Below are 14321 nucleotides of genomic sequence, written 5' to 3' on the forward strand. Positions count from 1 at the left end.
TTCATGAGGTTGCCGGCCAGCGGCCGGCACTACCGGTGCACGACGTGGCGTCTCACCGGCTCGGATCGCGTTCCGGGCTGGGCCGCTTGGCCAGCTTGCGCTGCAGCGAGCGCCGGTGCATGCCGAGCAGGCGTGCGGCCGCTGACACGTTGCCGCCGGTCTCGTGCATCGCCTGCTGGATATGTTCCCACTGCAGGCGGCTGATCGGCGTCATCGCGTCCGGCACTTCCATTTCGCCGTCGTCGGCCGGGCCGTCGTCCTCCTCGCCAAGCGCGCGCAGGATCATCGGCACCGTGGCCGGCTTCGGCAGGTAATCATCCGCGCCCAGCTTGATCGCCTCCACTGCGGTGGCGATGCTGGCATAGCCGGTCACCAGCAGGATGCGCATGTCCGCGCGCAGTGCGCGCAGCGGCTGGATCAGCGCCAGGCCGGAATCGCTGCCCAGCTTCAGGTCGATCAGCGCGAACGCCGGCGGATGCTGGCGGGCCAGTGCCAAGGCACTGGCGGCATCCTGTGCGGTCTGTGTTTCCAGGCCCTTGCGGGCCAGGCTGCGCTGCAGGGTACGCAGGTACAGCTCGTCGTCGTCGACCAGCAGACCAAGGGTTGAGGCGCTCATGGGGTTTCCTCGCGTGGGGCCAGCGGCAGGCGGAAGCCGACGCGGCTGCCGGCCCCCTGGGCCGGGCGCATCCACATCTCGCCGTCGAGGCGTTCGATGGTGGCATGGGACAGGGCCAGGCCGACGCCCATGCCCTCGCTCTTGCTGCTGCCGAACAGCTTGCCCGGCAGCACGGCGGCACGGGCGTCGAAACCATGGCCGTAGTCGCGTACTTCGCCGATCAGGTCGTCGCCCTCGATGCGCAGGTCCAGGTCCACGCGCGGCCGGCCGGCCTTCTCGCCGGCATCGGCGGCATTGTTGAGCAGGACCATCAGCAGGTGGCCTACGCCCGGGTCGAGCGGCAGCCGCAGCGGCGCATCGTCGTTGCGATGCAGGTCGATGGTCGGTCGCACCAGGCGCCATTGCTCCAGCACCTGCTGGGCGCTGGAATGGCTGCGGCCCGGCGCGTCGGCCGAGGCCGGGGCGGCCAGTGCCAGCACGCGCTCACGGCACTGCACCAGCAGCTCGCGCAGGGTCTCCATGTCTTCGCGCACTTCCGGCTCTTCGCTGCGCTCGGCGACATCGTCGGCGAGCAGGGTCATGGTCGCCAGCGGCGTGTTCAGTTCATGTGCCACCGAGGCGGCATGGGTGGCCAGCGCGACGATGCCCTCGTTGCGGGCGAAGCGCTCACGCAGTGCCGACAGTTCCAGTTCGCGCTCCCGCAGGGCCAGTGCCAGGCGGGTGGAGAAGGCCAGCACCACTGTGGCGGAAATCAGGAAGTTGGCGACCACGCCCCAGCGATTGAGGTCCTGTGCGCGGAAGTAGCCGTCCGGCAGCGCCTGCCCGAAGATGCCGCTGGCGGCGTAGCCGAGCAGGCAGGCCAGCGCGACCGCCAGTGCCCAGCGCAGGGGCAGGGCGAAGGCGGCCAGCGCGATCAGGATCAGGAACAGTGAACTGAACGGGTTGGCCATGCCGCCGCTCCAGCCCACCATCCAGGTCAGGATGATCACGTCCACCAGGATATGGCCGAATGCGGTCAGCGGCGCAGTGTCGGCCGCTTCCGGGCGCAGCTGGGTGTAGACGTTGAACAGGGCCAGCACCGCCACGCCGGCCCACAACGGCAGCTGCGGCAACGGCAGGCCCAGCACCCAGGTCGCGACCAGGATGGTGGCGGCCTGGCCGCCTACGGCAAGCCAGCGCAGGCTGCACAGGGTACGGAGAAACGGGGCGTCGGGACCGGTCATTCACGCCCATCGTATGCGTTCATGCGTGTACATGCCTGCGACAATCGGCCGCAGCCGTGCCGCAGGCTGAATGCGAGTCACCCCGAATGCGGGAGTGGGCGGTAGAATGCGCCCATGCACGACGCCGTCACCCGCCCGACTCCCCCCTCCGATGCCACCGCCTGGCCCCGTCGCCAGACCCATGCCGTCCAGATCGGCGGGGTCACCGTAGGCGGAGGCAAGCCGGTGGTGGTGCAGTCGATGACCAACACCGATACCTCCGATGTGGCCTCCAGCGTGAAGCAGGTGGCCGAGTTGTGGCGTGCAGGTTCGGAGATGGTGCGGTTGACCGTCAACACCGTGGAAGCCGCTGCGGCCATTCCGCGCATCGTCGACAAGCTGGCGATGATGGGTATCGATGTACCGCTGATCGGTGACTTCCACTACAACGGCCACCAGCTGCTCACCGCCGAGCCGGCATGTGCGGAAGCGTTGGCCAAGTACCGCATCAACCCGGGCAATGTCGGCTTCGGCAAGAAGAAGGACCTGCAGTTCGCCCAGTTGATCGAGTTCGCGATCCGCTACAACAAGCCGGTGCGCATCGGTGCCAACTGGGGCTCGCTGGACCAGGCCCTGGCGGCCAGGCTGATGGACGAGAACAGCCTGCGCGAGCAGCCCTGGGACGCCGGCCGCGTGCTGCGTGAGGCGCTGATCCGTTCGGCGCTGGATTCGGCCGAGCAGGCCGTGGAACTGGGCCTGCCGCGCGATCGGATCGTGCTGTCGGCCAAGGTCAGTGGCGTGCAGGAACTGATCGCGGTGTACCGCGACCTGGCCCAGCGCTCGGACTTCGCCCTGCACCTGGGCTTGACCGAAGCCGGTATCGGCAGCAAGGGCATCGTCGCCTCGTCGGCAGCGCTGAGCGTGCTGCTGCAGGAAGGCATCGGTGACACCATCCGCATCTCGCTGACCCCGGAACCGGGCCAGTCGCGCACGCAGGAAGTGATCGTCGCCCAGGAACTGCTGCAGACCACCGGCCAGCGCGCCTTCACGCCGCTGGTCACGGCCTGCCCGGGCTGCGGTCGCACCACCTCCGAGTTCTTCCAGGAACTGGCCAAAGTGGTGCAGAACCATGTGCGCGAGAAGATGCCGCTGTGGAAGATCCACCACCCGGGGGCGGAGAACATGACCCTGGCGGTGATGGGCTGCATCGTCAATGGGCCGGGTGAGTCGCGCCATGCCAACATCGGCATCTCCCTGCCGGGCACGGGCGAGACGCCGGCAGCACCGGTATTCGTCGATGGCGAGAAGAAGGTGACCCTGCGTGGCGACAACATCGCCCAGGAGTTCGTCGCCCTGATCGACGATTACGTCGAACACAAATATGTCCGAAGCGCCGGATAAGCCTGCGATCCTCGCCGCACCGGAGTCGGCCTCCGGTTTCCGCCACTGGATGGCGCGCAACGCCTGGCGCCTGGTCCTGCTGTTCGGTGGCGTACTGCTGCCGTTGGCGGGCTTCGTCGCCCTGGCCGACGAAGTGCACGAATTTGAATCGTTCCATTTCGATGCGCCGCTGCTGTGGCAGATGCATGGCCTGCATTCGCCATGGCTGGACCGCTTCTTCGTGCTCATCTCGAAACTGGGCTACGAGTGGTTCCTGATCCCTGCTGACGTGCTGATCATCGGTGCGCTGCTGGGCTACCGGCGCTGGCGCGAGGCGACCTTCGTCGCGGTCAGTTTCGTGGGATCGGCGTTGCTGAACATGGGCAGCAAGCACTTCTTCCAGCGCCAGCGCCCCAGCCTGTGGGAGTCGATTGCGCCGGAATCGACGTTCAGCTTCCCCAGCGGGCACGCCATGGGCTCGATGACCCTTGCCGTGACCCTGGTGCTGCTGGCCTGGAATACACGCTGGCGCTGGCCGGTACTGCTGCTGGCGCCCCCGTTCAGCCTGCTGGTGAGCGTCTCACGGGTCTATCTGGGCGTGCATTATCCCTCGGACATCCTGGCCGGATGGTGTGCCGCGCTGGTTTGGGTGGTAGGGTGCTATCTGGTCATGTTCAGTCGCCGGCATCCTTGGCGACGTCGGGATTCGCCGCCAGCGACGGCCAGCGAAGCATCATCACAGGGGGGTGACGTGGATGACCCTTCCGGGGCGTCTACGTAATAGATCAGTTGTTTCGTTGCAGCAGGTTCTGCAAGACAGGGGGCAAGCACAACGCGCGTTACTGTGATGCGCAAGGCAGAACGCCCGGATCGCGTCCCGGACGCGCTTGCAGGGGTATCGGCGTCCTGCCTAGCTTGACCTGCAATGGCCGCATTCGAAGAGGTACGTGAATGACGATTCGAGTCTATCTGGTGGATGACCATGCGCTGGTCCGCACCGGGATGAAGATGATCCTGTCGGGGGAGACCGACATCGAGGTGGTGGGCGAAGCCGAGACCGGTGAAGACGCACTGCGCGACGTCCGCCAGCTGCTGCCGGACGTGGTGCTCTGCGACCTGCACCTGCCCGGTGTGAGTGGCATGGAAGTGACCGAGCGCATCGTCCGCAGCCACCGCAACACCCGCGTGGTGATCGTATCGGTGCTGGAAGACGGGCCGCTGCCGAAGCGCTTGCTGGAGGCGGGGGCCGCGGGCTACATCGGCAAGGGCTGCGATGCACAGGAGCTGCTGCGCGCGGTGCGCGATGTGGCCATGGGCCGTCGCTACCTGGGCACCAGCATCGCGCAGAACCTGGCCCTGTCGACGGTGGAGGGCAATGGATCGCCGTTCGACAGCCTGTCGCCGCGCGAACTGGAAGTAGCCTTGCTGCTGACCCAGGGCCTGCGCCAGGAAGACATCGCGCGGCGCCTGAGCCTGAGTGCGAAGACGGTGAACACGCACAAGGCGCGGTTGTTCGAGAAGATGGGGATCCACGACAACATCGCGCTGGCGCGCATGGCCAGCCAGTACGGGCTGGTGGATCCGGCGCGGCCGTTGTAAGGGTTTCGGCCTTCTGTGTAGAGCCGAGCCCATGCTCGGCTGCTCTCCATTCCGCTGGAGTGGAGCCGAGCATGGGCTCGGCTCTACACCTGCTTCGGGCTCAGTGGCCGCGCACGCGCTTGATGATCTTCGCCGCGTCGGCGGCGCTGGCGCGCACCTTGTCCCATTCGCCGTCGGCGATCCAGTTGCCCGGCACCATCCACGAACCGCCGATGCAGACCACGTTCTTCTGTTCAAGGTACTCGGCGGCGGTGTTCTCGGTGATGCCGCCGGTCGGGCACAGCTTCAGGTCCGCCACCGGGCCGGCCAGTCCCTTGATCATCGCCAGCCCGCCCACGGCCGTGGCCGGGAACAGCTTGCACACGCGGAAGCCGCGGGCGTAGAGCGACAGCAGCTCGCTCGGCGTCGCCGCACCTGGCACCACCGGCAGCGGCGCAGCGGCAAGTGCATCAGCCAGCGCCGGCGGCGTCCCCGGCGTCACCAGGAAGTCCGCACCCGCATCGATCGACTGCTGCATCTGCTCCACGGTCAGCACCGTGCCTGCACCCACCACCACATCGGGCAGCTCGCGCTTGAGCATCGCCAGCGCTTCCATCGCCACCGGCGTGCGCAGCGTCAGCTCGATCGCCGGCAGACCACCTTCCAGCAGCGCCGCACTGACCGCCCGTGCCTGGTCCAGCGTATGAATCGTCACCACCGGCAGGATGCCCGCCGCATGCAACAGCTCCGCCGCCTTCACCTGATGTTGTTCGATACCCATGCTTTTGCCCTTGCCTTTGCTCTTCTTGATTCAGTGGCCGCAGCGCAAATGACGCGCCGGGAATTGTCCAAGGGCAGTAGAGCGCCCTGGCCGGGACCGTGAGCGGCATGGATGCCGCGATCGAGCCCCCATGGATGGGTTTACGGCGTGTCCCGGACAGGGCGCTCTACTGCCCAAGCCGGGAAGCCTGCCGCGGCTTTTCGCGTCAGGCGTCTTTCGCCTCATGCGGCGCCGCCGCCGCTGCCGCATCGTGCCCCAGCTCATACTCCGCGTCGTAGTCCCACGGCCCGCCATCGGCCGCCGCCGGCCCGCACGAAATCGAAATCGCCCCCTGGTCCGCCGGACCCACCACGCGACGGTTGATCGCAAACAGATTGCGGCCCAGGTCATGCGCGGCCGGCGCGGTGTTCGGCGCCAGCGGACGTGCCGCCCATTCCGCCGCGTCCACCAGCACTTCCAGCGTGCCGGCCTCGCCGTCGAGGCGGATCATGTCGCCCTCGCGGACCTTGGCCAGCGGGCCACCGCGCGCCGCTTCCGGCGTCACATGGATGGCCGCTGGGATCTTGCCCGACGCACCGGACAGGCGGCCGTCGGTGACCAGCGCCACGCGCCGGCCCTGGTTCTGCAGCAGGCCCAGCAGCGGTGCCAGCGAATGCAGTTCGGGCATGCCGTTGGCACGCGGGCCCTGGTAACGCACCACCGCCACGAAGTCCTGCGGCAGCAGGCCACCGGCGTGCAGCTTGTTCAATACCTGCGGTGCATCGACCACCACCGCCGGTGCTTCGATCGTCCGGTACTGCGGTTTCACCGCTGACAGCTTGATCAGCGACTTGCCGAGGTTGCCGCGCAGCAGGCGCAGGCCACCCTGGTGCTCGAACGGATTGTCGACCCCACGCACCACTTCGTCATCGGCACTGCGTTCCAGGCCCGGCAGGTAGACCAGCCGGCCTTCACGCAGTTGCGGCTCGCGCGCATAGTCGGCCATGCCGCCACGCGCGACGCTGACCAGGTCGCCGTGCATCAGGCCCGCCTTGATCAGCTCGCCGAACACGAAGGCCGGGCCGCCAGCGGCCGCGAAACGGTTCACGTCTGCCTCGCCGTTCGGATAGACACGGGCCAGCAGCGGAATCAGCTGCGACAGTTCGTCGAAGTCGTCCCAGGTCAGCACGATGCCGGCCGCACGCGCCACCGCGATCCAGTGGATGGTGTGGTTGGTCGAACCGCCAGTGGCCATCAGCGCGATGACCGCGTTGATGATCGCGCGCTCGTCGATGATCCGGCCCAGCGGGCGGAAGTCGTCGCCCAGTGCGGTGATGTCCAGCGCGCGTTCGGTTGCCTCGCGGGTCAGGGCGTCGCGCAGCGGCGTGCCCGGATTGACGAACGAGGCGCCCGGCAACTGCACGCCCATGGCTTCCAGCAGCACCTGGTTGGAGTTGGCCGTGCCGTAGAAGGTGCAGGTGCCCGCACCGTGGTACGACGCGGACTCGGCTTCCAGCAGCTCTTCGCGGGTGGCCTCACCGGCGGCGTAGCGTTCGCGCACTTCGGCCTTCTGCTTGTTCGGGATGCCCGGGGTCATCGGGCCGGCCGGTACGAACACCGCCGGCAGATGGCCGAAGGCCAGCGCACCGATCAGCAGGCCCGGCACGATCTTGTCGCACACGCCGAGGTAGACGGTGGTATCGAACATGTCATGGCTGAGGCCGATGGCCGTGGCCTGGGCAATGACATCGCGCGAGAACAGCGACAGCTCCATGCCACCACGGCCCTGGGTGACACCGTCGCACATTGCAGGGACGCCGCCGGCGACCTGTGCAGTGGCGCCCAGCTCGCGGGCGATGTCGCGGATCTGTTCGGGATAGGTCTCGAACGGCTGGTGGGCCGACAGCATGTCGTTGTAGGCGGTGATGATGCCCAGGTTCGGCGTCACGCCGCCGCGCAGGCGGCTCTTGTCGGTGCCGCCGCAGGCGGCGAACCCGTGAGCGAGGTTGCCGCAACTCAGGCGGCTGCGGAACGGGCCCTCACGCAGGGAGGCATCGATCGCGGCCAGATAGGCGGCGCGCGAGGCGGCGCTGCGGCGGATGACGCGCTTAGTGATGGCTTGCAGTTGAGGATGGAGGCTCATTGGCTACCGGCGTTCGTGGTGGCGAGAGGCAAGCGGCGGCAGGGCGCCGCCGCCGACATCAATCAGCCCAGTGGACGCGCAGGCGCGCGCCTTCCAGGTTGATCGCATTGAGGATCGGGTACTGCTGGGCGTCGTTGCTGTCCAGCGCCTGGCGCAGTACCTGCAGCTTCTGCTTGCCACGCAGCAGCAGCAGGCGCTGGCGGCACTGGCGCAGGCCGTGCGGGGTCAGCGTGATGCGCAGCGGCCACTGGTTCGCGCCTGGGCAGCCGGTGGCATCCAGCGCGGCATAGGGCAGGGTGCTTTCCAGTGCACGTGCGAGGTCTTTCGAGCCAGGGAACAGCGAGGCGGTGTGCCCGTCGTTGCCCATGCCCAGCGCTACCAGGCTCGGCGGCTGGCTGTGCTGCGCCTGCAGGTTGGCGGTGTACACGCATTCGGGCAGTGGCTTGCCGATCCGTACCAGCGGATCGAAGTGGGCGCCCTCGGTGCGCTTGAGCAGGTGCTCGCGCACCAGCCAGGCGTTGCTGTCGCGATCCTGCGGCGACAGCCAGCGCTCGTCGGCCAGGCTCACTTCAACCCGGTCCCAGTGCACGTCCAGCTCGGCCAGTGCCTGGTAGACCGGGGCCGGCGTGGTGCCGCCGGACAGCAGGATGCGGGCGCGGCCCACTTCATTGATGTCGTGGTTGAGGGTGCGTGCCATCTCAGCGGCCACCGCTTCGATCCAGCCGTCGGCGTCGCCGTGTTGGATGAACTCGATGCGATCGTCGTGGAAGCTGGGGTTCATGCGGCAACTCCTGGTGCGTCACGTTCGGCGTCGGTGGCATAGGCGGCGGCGCCCAGCAATCCGGCGTGGGGATGCATCACCGCCAATGAGGGCACGCGCGCCATGATGGAGGAGAAGCGGCCCTTGTGTTCGAAGCGCTGGCGGAAACCGGAGTGCTGCAGCGAATCGAGCATCTTCGGGGTCAGGCCGCCGGTCAGGAACACGCCATCCCAGGCGCCCTGGGTGAGCACCAGGTCACCGGCGATGGCGCCGAACACGGCGCAGAACACGTCCACGGTGCGCATTGCCTGCGGATCACCGTGCAGGGCGCGGGCGGTCACGTCCACCGGCTGCAGTTGGCCCGGGTCGATACCGGCCATCTCGCACACGGCGCGGTGGATGTTGACCAGGCCGGGGCCACAGATCAGGCGCTCGTTGGAGACGCGGCCGAACTGTTCGGACAGGATCTCGAGGATGCGGATCTCTTCCGGGGTTCCCGGCGGGAAACTGACATGGCCGCCTTCGGTTTCCAGCGGGTAGCAGCGGCCGTGGCGCATGATCAGGCCGCCCACGCCGAGGCCGGTACCCGGCCCGATCACTGCGTAGTTGCGCGGCTGGCCCGGCTTGCCCGGTACCCAGGCGGCACCGCCGACCTGGACCACGTCCTCGGGCTGCAGCAGTGAGATCGCCATCGCCTGTGCGGCAAAGTCGTTGATCAGGTGCAGTTCGTCGAAACCGAGCATCGCTGCGGTGCGGCTGCGCGAGATCACCCACGGATGGTTGGTGATGCGTGCTTCATCACCATCAACGCGACCGGCCACTGCGAACACGCCGCGGCTTGTGGTGGCACCGATCTGTTCCAGATGGTGGCGCGCGGCATCACCCAGCGAAGGGAACTCCGCCACCGCGTACTCGCGGATGCTGTCCTTCTGCAGAGGTGCGTCCTGCGAGGTGTCAGCCAGGGCGAAGCGGGCATTGGTGCCACCGATGTCGGCCACCAGCACCGGCTGCGAACTGGCGCTCATGCCGACGCTCCGCTGTCCGGTGCGTCCACGTCCTGCGGCAGGAACTCGCCGGCATTGCTCGGGCCCCATTGGCCGGCGGGGTAGGGCTCCAGCGGCAGCTTGGCGTCCTTCCACGCGTCGGCGACGCTGTCGATCCAGGCCCACGCTGCACGCACTTCGTCGTCGCGCACGAACAGCGTGTGATTGCCATTGAAGGCATCCAGGAACAGGCGCTCGTAAGCGATGCGGCGATGCAGGCCGGTTGGCACTGACAGTTCCAGTTCCAGCGGATGCAGTTCCAGCGCGCCCCATTCCGGGCCGGCCAGGCTGCTCATCAGGCCCAGTTCGATGTTTTCCTGCGGCTGCAGCTGGAACACCAGGCGGTTCGGTGCGGCCTGCGCGCGCTGCGGGCGCTCGAACAGCCAATGGGTGACCGGCTTCAGCGTGACCACCACGCGGGTGGTGCGCTCGGGCAGGCGCTTGCCGGTGACCAGATGGAACGGCACGCCGCTCCAGCGCCAGTTGTCGATATGCGCGGTGACACCGGCGAAGGTTTCCACGTCGCTGCCTTCCGGCGGCTGGTAAGCCTGCGCCGGCTGGCCGTTGATGGTGCCGGCGGTGTAGCGGCCGCGGATGCTGTCACGCGCGGCGTGCTTCGCGTCGAGCGGGCGAAGGGCGCGCAGCACCTTGACCTTCTCGTCGCGGATGCGGTCGGCTTCCAGCGACGCCGGCGGCTCCATCGCCACCATGCACAGCAGCTGCAGGATGTGGCTCTGCACCATGTCGCGCAGCGCGCCGGAGCGGGCGTAGTAGGCGTCACGGCCGTCCACGCCTTCGCTCTCGGCCACCAGGATGTGCACCGATTCGATGTAGTTGCGGTTCCACACCGCTTCCAGCAGCGTATTGCCGAAGCGCAGCGCGATCAGGTTCTGCACTGCCGCCTTGCCCAGGTAGTGGTCGAGGCGGAACACGCGGTCCTCGTCGATCCACTGGCCGATGGTGCTGATGATTTCCTCGGCGCTCTCGCTGTCGCTGCCGATCGGCTTCTCCAGCATCAGGCGTGCCGGCGCGGCGAGGGCGCCGCCCTTGGCCAGGCCTTCGCAGGTGGAAATGTACAGGCCCGGCGGAATGGCGAGGTAGCTGACGCACTTGCGGTGCACCAGGTCGGAGACCGCAGCGGCAACCGAGTCGACGTCGCGCAGGTCCACCGAACGGTAGTCGATACGGCGCAGCAGGGCAGCGATGTCGTCCTGCGTGGCCATCGGCATGGCCTGCTGCAGGCGCGGCCGCAGGATGTCATGGAAGGCTTCGGTGTCATGCCCGGACAGGGCCAGTGCGCGGATGCGGAAGTCCTCCGGCAGCAGGCCGTCGCCAAGCAGGCGAAGCAGCGAAGGGAACAGGTAGCGCTGGGCCAGATCACCTGTGGCACCGAACAGGAAGAGGGTGTCGTGCATCGCTCGAGTTTCAGATCCGGGTGACATCGTTGTCAATCGCTTCATGGCTGGGTTCGGGGGACATCCGCGCAACTGCCTGTCCGAGGTTCGTCAGGGGCGATCTCCGGTGTTGCGGAAGACCGTTCCATTCGAAACCACTACCTCGGCGGAACCTTCGTTCAACCGCCGACGCAGATCGGTGCGCACCGATCATCGGATAGTGCCACGTGAAAACGTTTACATGGCAGAATGGGCAACTGTATTCGATTGCAGTGCTCGCCGTCATGCGGCAAGCGCGCAATCATCACTGCCATCGGGAGGGCCGAGGCAGTCCCAAAAGACAGCCCGGCTTCGGGCGGACCGGATAGGTGATATGGCAAAAGTGCAGTTGCAGGGTGTGCGCAAGGTCTATGACAACGGCCAGGTCGCGGTGAAGGACGCCAGCTTCGAGGTCGCCGATGGCGAGCTGATGGTGCTGGTCGGTCCGTCCGGCTGTGGCAAGTCGACCCTGTTGCGGATGGTGGCGGGCCTTGAAGAAATCAGCGGCGGCACGCTGACCATCGGTGATCGCGTGGTCAACGACGTGGCGCCGAAGGATCGCGACATCGCCATGGTGTTCCAGAGCTACGCGTTGTACCCGCACATGACCGTGGCCGAGAACCTGGCCTTCGGCCTGAAGCTGCGCGGGCATGACAAGGCGACCATCGACAAGCGCATTGCCGAGGCGGCGCAGACGCTGGGCCTGACCGAGATGATGGACAAGCTGCCCAAGGCGATGTCCGGTGGCCAGCGCCAGCGCGTGGCACTGGGCCGGGCGCTGGTGCGCGAGCCGGCGGTGTTCCTGCTCGACGAGCCGCTGTCCAACCTCGACGCCAAGCTGCGCCACAGCGTGCGTACCGAGATCGCGCAGCTGCACCGCAAGCTGGGCACCACCATGATCTACGTGACGCACGACCAGGTCGAAGCGATGACCCTGGGCCAGCGCATCGTGGTGCTGAAGGACGGCATCATCCAGCAGATCGATACGCCGATGGCGCTGTACGATCGCCCGGCCAACCTGTTCGTGGCCGGTTTCCTCGGCAGCCCGGCGATGAACGTGCTGCGTGGCACGCTGCAGGGCGATGCCGGCGGCGTGAGCGTGGTCGACGGCGAATGGCGTGCCCCCCTGGGCCAGGCGACGATCGATCCGGCATGGCTGCAGAAGCCGATCGCGGTGGGCGTGCGCCCGGAGCACCTGCAGCCGGCGGCTGCCGATGATGCGCATGCATTCACCGCGCGCATCGAAGGCATCGAACCGGTCGGCAACGAGATCTTCGTCAACATGAGCAGTGGCCAGCACGCGCTGACCATGCGCGTGGCACCACAGTCGCTGCCAGCAGTGGGTGAGCAGATCCGCGTGGCGATTCACCCGCAGGGCCTGCATTTCTTCAACGCAGAGAGCGGCGAGCGCCTGTAACCGGTAGTGCCGGCCGCTGGCCGGCAACCACACCTGGTTGAGGTTGCCGGCCAGCGACCGGCACTACCACTCATTCAGCGCGCCAGCCCGTCCAGCAATGGCACGCGCTGGGCGGTGGCGCCGCCCACCTGCAGGTCGGCGTCACTGGCTTCCAGCGGCAGCACCGCCAGCGCCAGGTTGCCGGCCACGCTGGCGACCGTGCCCAGCGTCGCGCCGTCCTGCAGCACGCCATCGCCGGCCTGTGCCGGTGCCGCGGTATGCAGCAGCTGCACCGCGCGCTTGGCCTTGCCGAGGAAGTGGGTGCGGGCGACGATTTCCTGGCCTGGGTAGCAGCCTTTCTTCACGCTGTAGCCATTCAGGCGGTCCAGGCCCAGCTGCTGCGGGGTCCACACTTCGCGCTGGCTTTCGTCCAAGCGCGGCAATCCGTAGCGCAGGTCGGCCTGGCGCCAGGCGAGGGCGGCCTCATCGGTTTCGCTGCCGGATGCAACGGCATCCGTCGCCCCGATGCGCAGGGTGCGCGGCAGGGCGTCGCTGCCCAGGTCCAGCTCCCAGCCGTCACCTGCAGCGTGCGCGATCGCGGCGCCGCTGGCAGCCTCGGGTGCAGTGAACGCACCGGCCACGGCCAGATCGCTGCGCACCTGTACCTTCACCTTGCGACGGAACACGAAGCGCTGCAGTTGCGACGCAATCGCATCGGCATCGCCGTCGGCCAACACCAGCATCACGTGATCGTCGGCCAGCCGGAGCAGCTGGAACACTGCCAGGGTGCGGCCCTTGGCACTCAGCCAGGCGCTCCACTGCCAGTGCAGCAGGGGCAGGGCGGTGACATCGCTGCTGAACTGGGCGTGGGCGAAGGCGGCCGCATCCGGGCCCTGCAGGCTCAGCAGCTGGTGGCCGGGCAGGCGCGGATATCCGACGAAAGCAGGGGGCAGGTTGTCAGGCACGTGAACGAGGTCTAAAATTTGTGCGTTGCGAGACCGAACATGATAGGCCAAACAACCCCCACTCCCGACGACGAATCTGAAGCCCCGCTGGTCCCCGCGGCAGCCGTGCCCGTGGAACAGGAAAAAGCAGAGGAATTCGGCGGCCGCGGCGGACTTGATCCGGTGCGGTATGGCGATTGGGAGAAAAACGGACGCTGCATCGATTTCTGATCAGCATTGAGCCAACGCGGCCGCGTGCCGCCCAGCCGAGACAACGAGCCCAGCGAATGGCGACCAGACAACGCCCACTTTCCCCGCACCTTCAGGTGTATCGCTGGCAGATTCAGATGGCCACCTCGATCCTGCATCGAGCCACCGGCATCTTTCTGTCTGTTGGTGCCCTCATCATCGCTGCCGGCCTGCTGGCCCTGATGATGGGGCCCGAGTCCTGGAACTGCTTCACCGGCCATGCCGGGGCCTGGTATGGCCGCGTGTTCCTGTTCGCGTGGACATGGTCGTTCGCCTATCACCTGTGCAATGGCATCCGCCATGTGGTGCAGGACTTCGCCATCGGCTTCAGCATCCCTGCCTTCATCCGCAGCAGCTGGCTGTCGGTCATCGGCAGCCTGGTGATCACCCTGCTGGTGTGGGCCTATGTGATGTTCGGAGGTGCCGCGTGAGCAAGTTCCGTACCCCGCTGAAGAACGTGCGCGGCCTGGGCTCGGCCAAGACCGGCACCGAGCACTTCGTGCACCAGCGCCTGACCGCCGCCGCGCTGGTGGTGCTGGGCATCTGGTTCCTGGTCTTCGTGCTGGGCCTGCTGGGCTCGGATTACGCGACCGCCGCCGCCGCCGTGGCCAAGCCGTGGAATGCAGTGCCGTTGATCGGCCTGCTGATCGCCATGTTCTGGCACGCGCAGCTCGGCATGCAGGTCGTGCTGGAAGACTACATCCACGAATCGCTGCTGGCCCTGGTGCTGCAGACCGCGGTGAAGTTCGTCGCCGTGCTCGGCATGATCGTCAGTGTGTTTGCGGTGGGCCGCATCGCCCTCGGCGTTGCCTGAGCC

General features: G+C 67.4%; 15 protein-coding genes. 7 read left to right on the forward strand and 8 right to left on the reverse strand.

The features are described from left to right. Positions 1–52 precede the first annotated feature (52 nt). Positions 53–616 carry a response regulator transcription factor gene (locus ACUDTM_RS00585; protein WP_005409063.1) on the reverse strand — a complete coding sequence of 188 codons (564 nt, stop codon included), beginning with the start codon at positions 614–616 and terminating at the stop codon, positions 53–55. Then, on the reverse strand, positions 613–1839 hold the full coding sequence (locus ACUDTM_RS00590) for an ATP-binding protein (protein WP_049414674.1): 1227 nt from the start codon (positions 1837–1839) through the stop codon (positions 613–615). The genes ACUDTM_RS00585 and ACUDTM_RS00590 overlap by 4 nt, the downstream gene beginning before the upstream one ends. A 114-nt stretch (positions 1840–1953) precedes the next feature. Between ACUDTM_RS00590 and ispG the strand changes: the two genes are divergently transcribed. The 3 genes from ispG (at position 1954) to ACUDTM_RS00605 (ending at position 4797) form a co-directional block, all read left to right on the forward strand. After that, positions 1954–3219, forward strand: a complete 1266-nt coding sequence (gene ispG / locus ACUDTM_RS00595; RefSeq protein WP_049414673.1) for a flavodoxin-dependent (E)-4-hydroxy-3-methylbut-2-enyl-diphosphate synthase — start codon at positions 1954–1956, stop codon at positions 3217–3219. Then, a complete protein-coding gene (locus ACUDTM_RS00600) occupies positions 3200–3979 on the forward strand; it encodes a phosphatase PAP2 family protein (protein ID WP_088496460.1) in 780 nt (259 codons plus the stop codon). The genes ispG and ACUDTM_RS00600 overlap by 20 nt, the downstream gene beginning before the upstream one ends. Positions 3980–4149: 170 nt before the next feature. Further along, the gene (locus ACUDTM_RS00605) at positions 4150–4797 is read left to right on the forward strand and encodes a response regulator (protein ID WP_005416124.1); all 648 of its coding nucleotides are present in this window, start codon (positions 4150–4152) and stop codon (positions 4795–4797) included. Between the two features lie 100 nt (positions 4798–4897). Here the strand turns inward: ACUDTM_RS00605 and eda are convergent, their stop codons facing one another. The 5 genes from eda to zwf form a co-directional block, all read right to left on the reverse strand. Continuing rightward, positions 4898–5557 carry a bifunctional 4-hydroxy-2-oxoglutarate aldolase/2-dehydro-3-deoxy-phosphogluconate aldolase gene (gene eda, locus ACUDTM_RS00610; protein ID WP_334271621.1) on the reverse strand — a complete coding sequence of 220 codons (660 nt, stop codon included), beginning with the start codon at positions 5555–5557 and terminating at the stop codon, positions 4898–4900. Positions 5558–5762: 205 nt separating this feature from the next. Continuing rightward, positions 5763–7679, reverse strand: coding sequence for a phosphogluconate dehydratase (gene edd / locus ACUDTM_RS00615; protein ID WP_445391044.1), 1917 nt, complete (start codon positions 7677–7679; stop codon positions 5763–5765). A 58-nt stretch (positions 7680–7737) separates the two neighbouring features. Then, a complete protein-coding gene (pgl, locus tag ACUDTM_RS00620; RefSeq protein WP_049413491.1) occupies positions 7738–8460 on the reverse strand; it encodes a 6-phosphogluconolactonase in 723 nt (240 codons plus the stop codon). After that, a complete protein-coding gene (gene glk, locus ACUDTM_RS00625; protein WP_072168335.1) occupies positions 8457–9464 on the reverse strand; it encodes a glucokinase in 1008 nt (335 codons plus the stop codon). Before glk ends, pgl begins: the two co-directional genes overlap by 4 nt. Then, positions 9461–10897, reverse strand: a complete 1437-nt coding sequence (gene zwf / locus ACUDTM_RS00630) for a glucose-6-phosphate dehydrogenase (protein WP_072168334.1) — start codon at positions 10895–10897, stop codon at positions 9461–9463. Before zwf ends, glk begins: the two co-directional genes overlap by 4 nt. 352 nt (positions 10898–11249) lie before the next feature. Between zwf and ACUDTM_RS00635 the strand changes: the two genes are divergently transcribed. After that, positions 11250–12332: an ABC transporter ATP-binding protein gene (locus ACUDTM_RS00635; protein ID WP_353762355.1), complete on the forward strand. Its 1083-nt coding sequence runs from the start codon at positions 11250–11252 to the stop codon at positions 12330–12332. Positions 12333–12406: 74 nt separating this feature from the next. Here ACUDTM_RS00635 and ygfZ read toward each other — a convergent pair whose 3' ends face one another. Continuing rightward, positions 12407–13276, reverse strand: coding sequence for a CAF17-like 4Fe-4S cluster assembly/insertion protein YgfZ (gene ygfZ, locus ACUDTM_RS00640; RefSeq protein WP_072168332.1), 870 nt, complete (start codon positions 13274–13276; stop codon positions 12407–12409). A 39-nt stretch (positions 13277–13315) separates the two neighbouring features. Here ygfZ and ACUDTM_RS00645 point away from each other — a divergent pair, with 39 nt between their 5' ends. Genes ACUDTM_RS00645 through sdhD form a run of 3 tightly spaced genes read left to right on the forward strand, consistent with a single transcriptional unit; the run spans position 13316 to position 14318 of the window. Beyond that, complete coding sequence (locus tag ACUDTM_RS00645; protein ID WP_252744393.1) at positions 13316–13486, forward strand: DUF1674 domain-containing protein; 171 nt, start codon at positions 13316–13318, stop codon at positions 13484–13486. Between the two features lie 56 nt (positions 13487–13542). After that, positions 13543–13935, forward strand: coding sequence for a succinate dehydrogenase, cytochrome b556 subunit (sdhC, locus tag ACUDTM_RS00650; protein ID WP_005416132.1), 393 nt, complete (start codon positions 13543–13545; stop codon positions 13933–13935). Next, positions 13932–14318, forward strand: coding sequence for a succinate dehydrogenase, hydrophobic membrane anchor protein (gene sdhD, locus ACUDTM_RS00655; protein ID WP_005409077.1), 387 nt, complete (start codon positions 13932–13934; stop codon positions 14316–14318). Before sdhC ends, sdhD begins: the two co-directional genes overlap by 4 nt. Positions 14319–14321: the final 3 nt, after the last annotated feature.

The sequence above is a fragment of the Stenotrophomonas maltophilia group sp. vghtpe118 genome (assembly GCF_052605195.1).

Coding starts and splice junctions, on each gene's coding strand:
- eda (WP_334271621.1), bottom strand. CDS start 5,557: ATGGGTATCGAACAACATCAGGTGAAGGCGGCGGAGCTGTTGCATGCG.
- ACUDTM_RS00590 (WP_049414674.1), bottom strand. CDS start 1,839: ATGACCGGTCCCGACGCCCCGTTTCTCCGTACCCTGTGCAGCCTGCGC.
- edd (WP_445391044.1), bottom strand. CDS start 7,679: ATGAGCCTCCATCCTCAACTGCAAGCCATCACTAAGCGCGTCATCCGC.
- ACUDTM_RS00635 (WP_353762355.1), top strand. CDS start 11,250: ATGGCAAAAGTGCAGTTGCAGGGTGTGCGCAAGGTCTATGACAACGGC.
- ACUDTM_RS00645 (WP_252744393.1), top strand. CDS start 13,316: ATGATAGGCCAAACAACCCCCACTCCCGACGACGAATCTGAAGCCCCG.
- ACUDTM_RS00600 (WP_088496460.1), top strand. CDS start 3,200: ATGTCCGAAGCGCCGGATAAGCCTGCGATCCTCGCCGCACCGGAGTCG.
- ACUDTM_RS00585 (WP_005409063.1), bottom strand. CDS start 616: ATGAGCGCCTCAACCCTTGGTCTGCTGGTCGACGACGACGAGCTGTAC.
- pgl (WP_049413491.1), bottom strand. CDS start 8,460: ATGAACCCCAGCTTCCACGACGATCGCATCGAGTTCATCCAACACGGC.
- glk (WP_072168335.1), bottom strand. CDS start 9,464: ATGAGCGCCAGTTCGCAGCCGGTGCTGGTGGCCGACATCGGTGGCACC.
- sdhC (WP_005416132.1), top strand. CDS start 13,543: ATGGCGACCAGACAACGCCCACTTTCCCCGCACCTTCAGGTGTATCGC.
- ACUDTM_RS00605 (WP_005416124.1), top strand. CDS start 4,150: ATGACGATTCGAGTCTATCTGGTGGATGACCATGCGCTGGTCCGCACC.
- zwf (WP_072168334.1), bottom strand. CDS start 10,897: ATGCACGACACCCTCTTCCTGTTCGGTGCCACAGGTGATCTGGCCCAG.
- ispG (WP_049414673.1), top strand. CDS start 1,954: ATGCACGACGCCGTCACCCGCCCGACTCCCCCCTCCGATGCCACCGCC.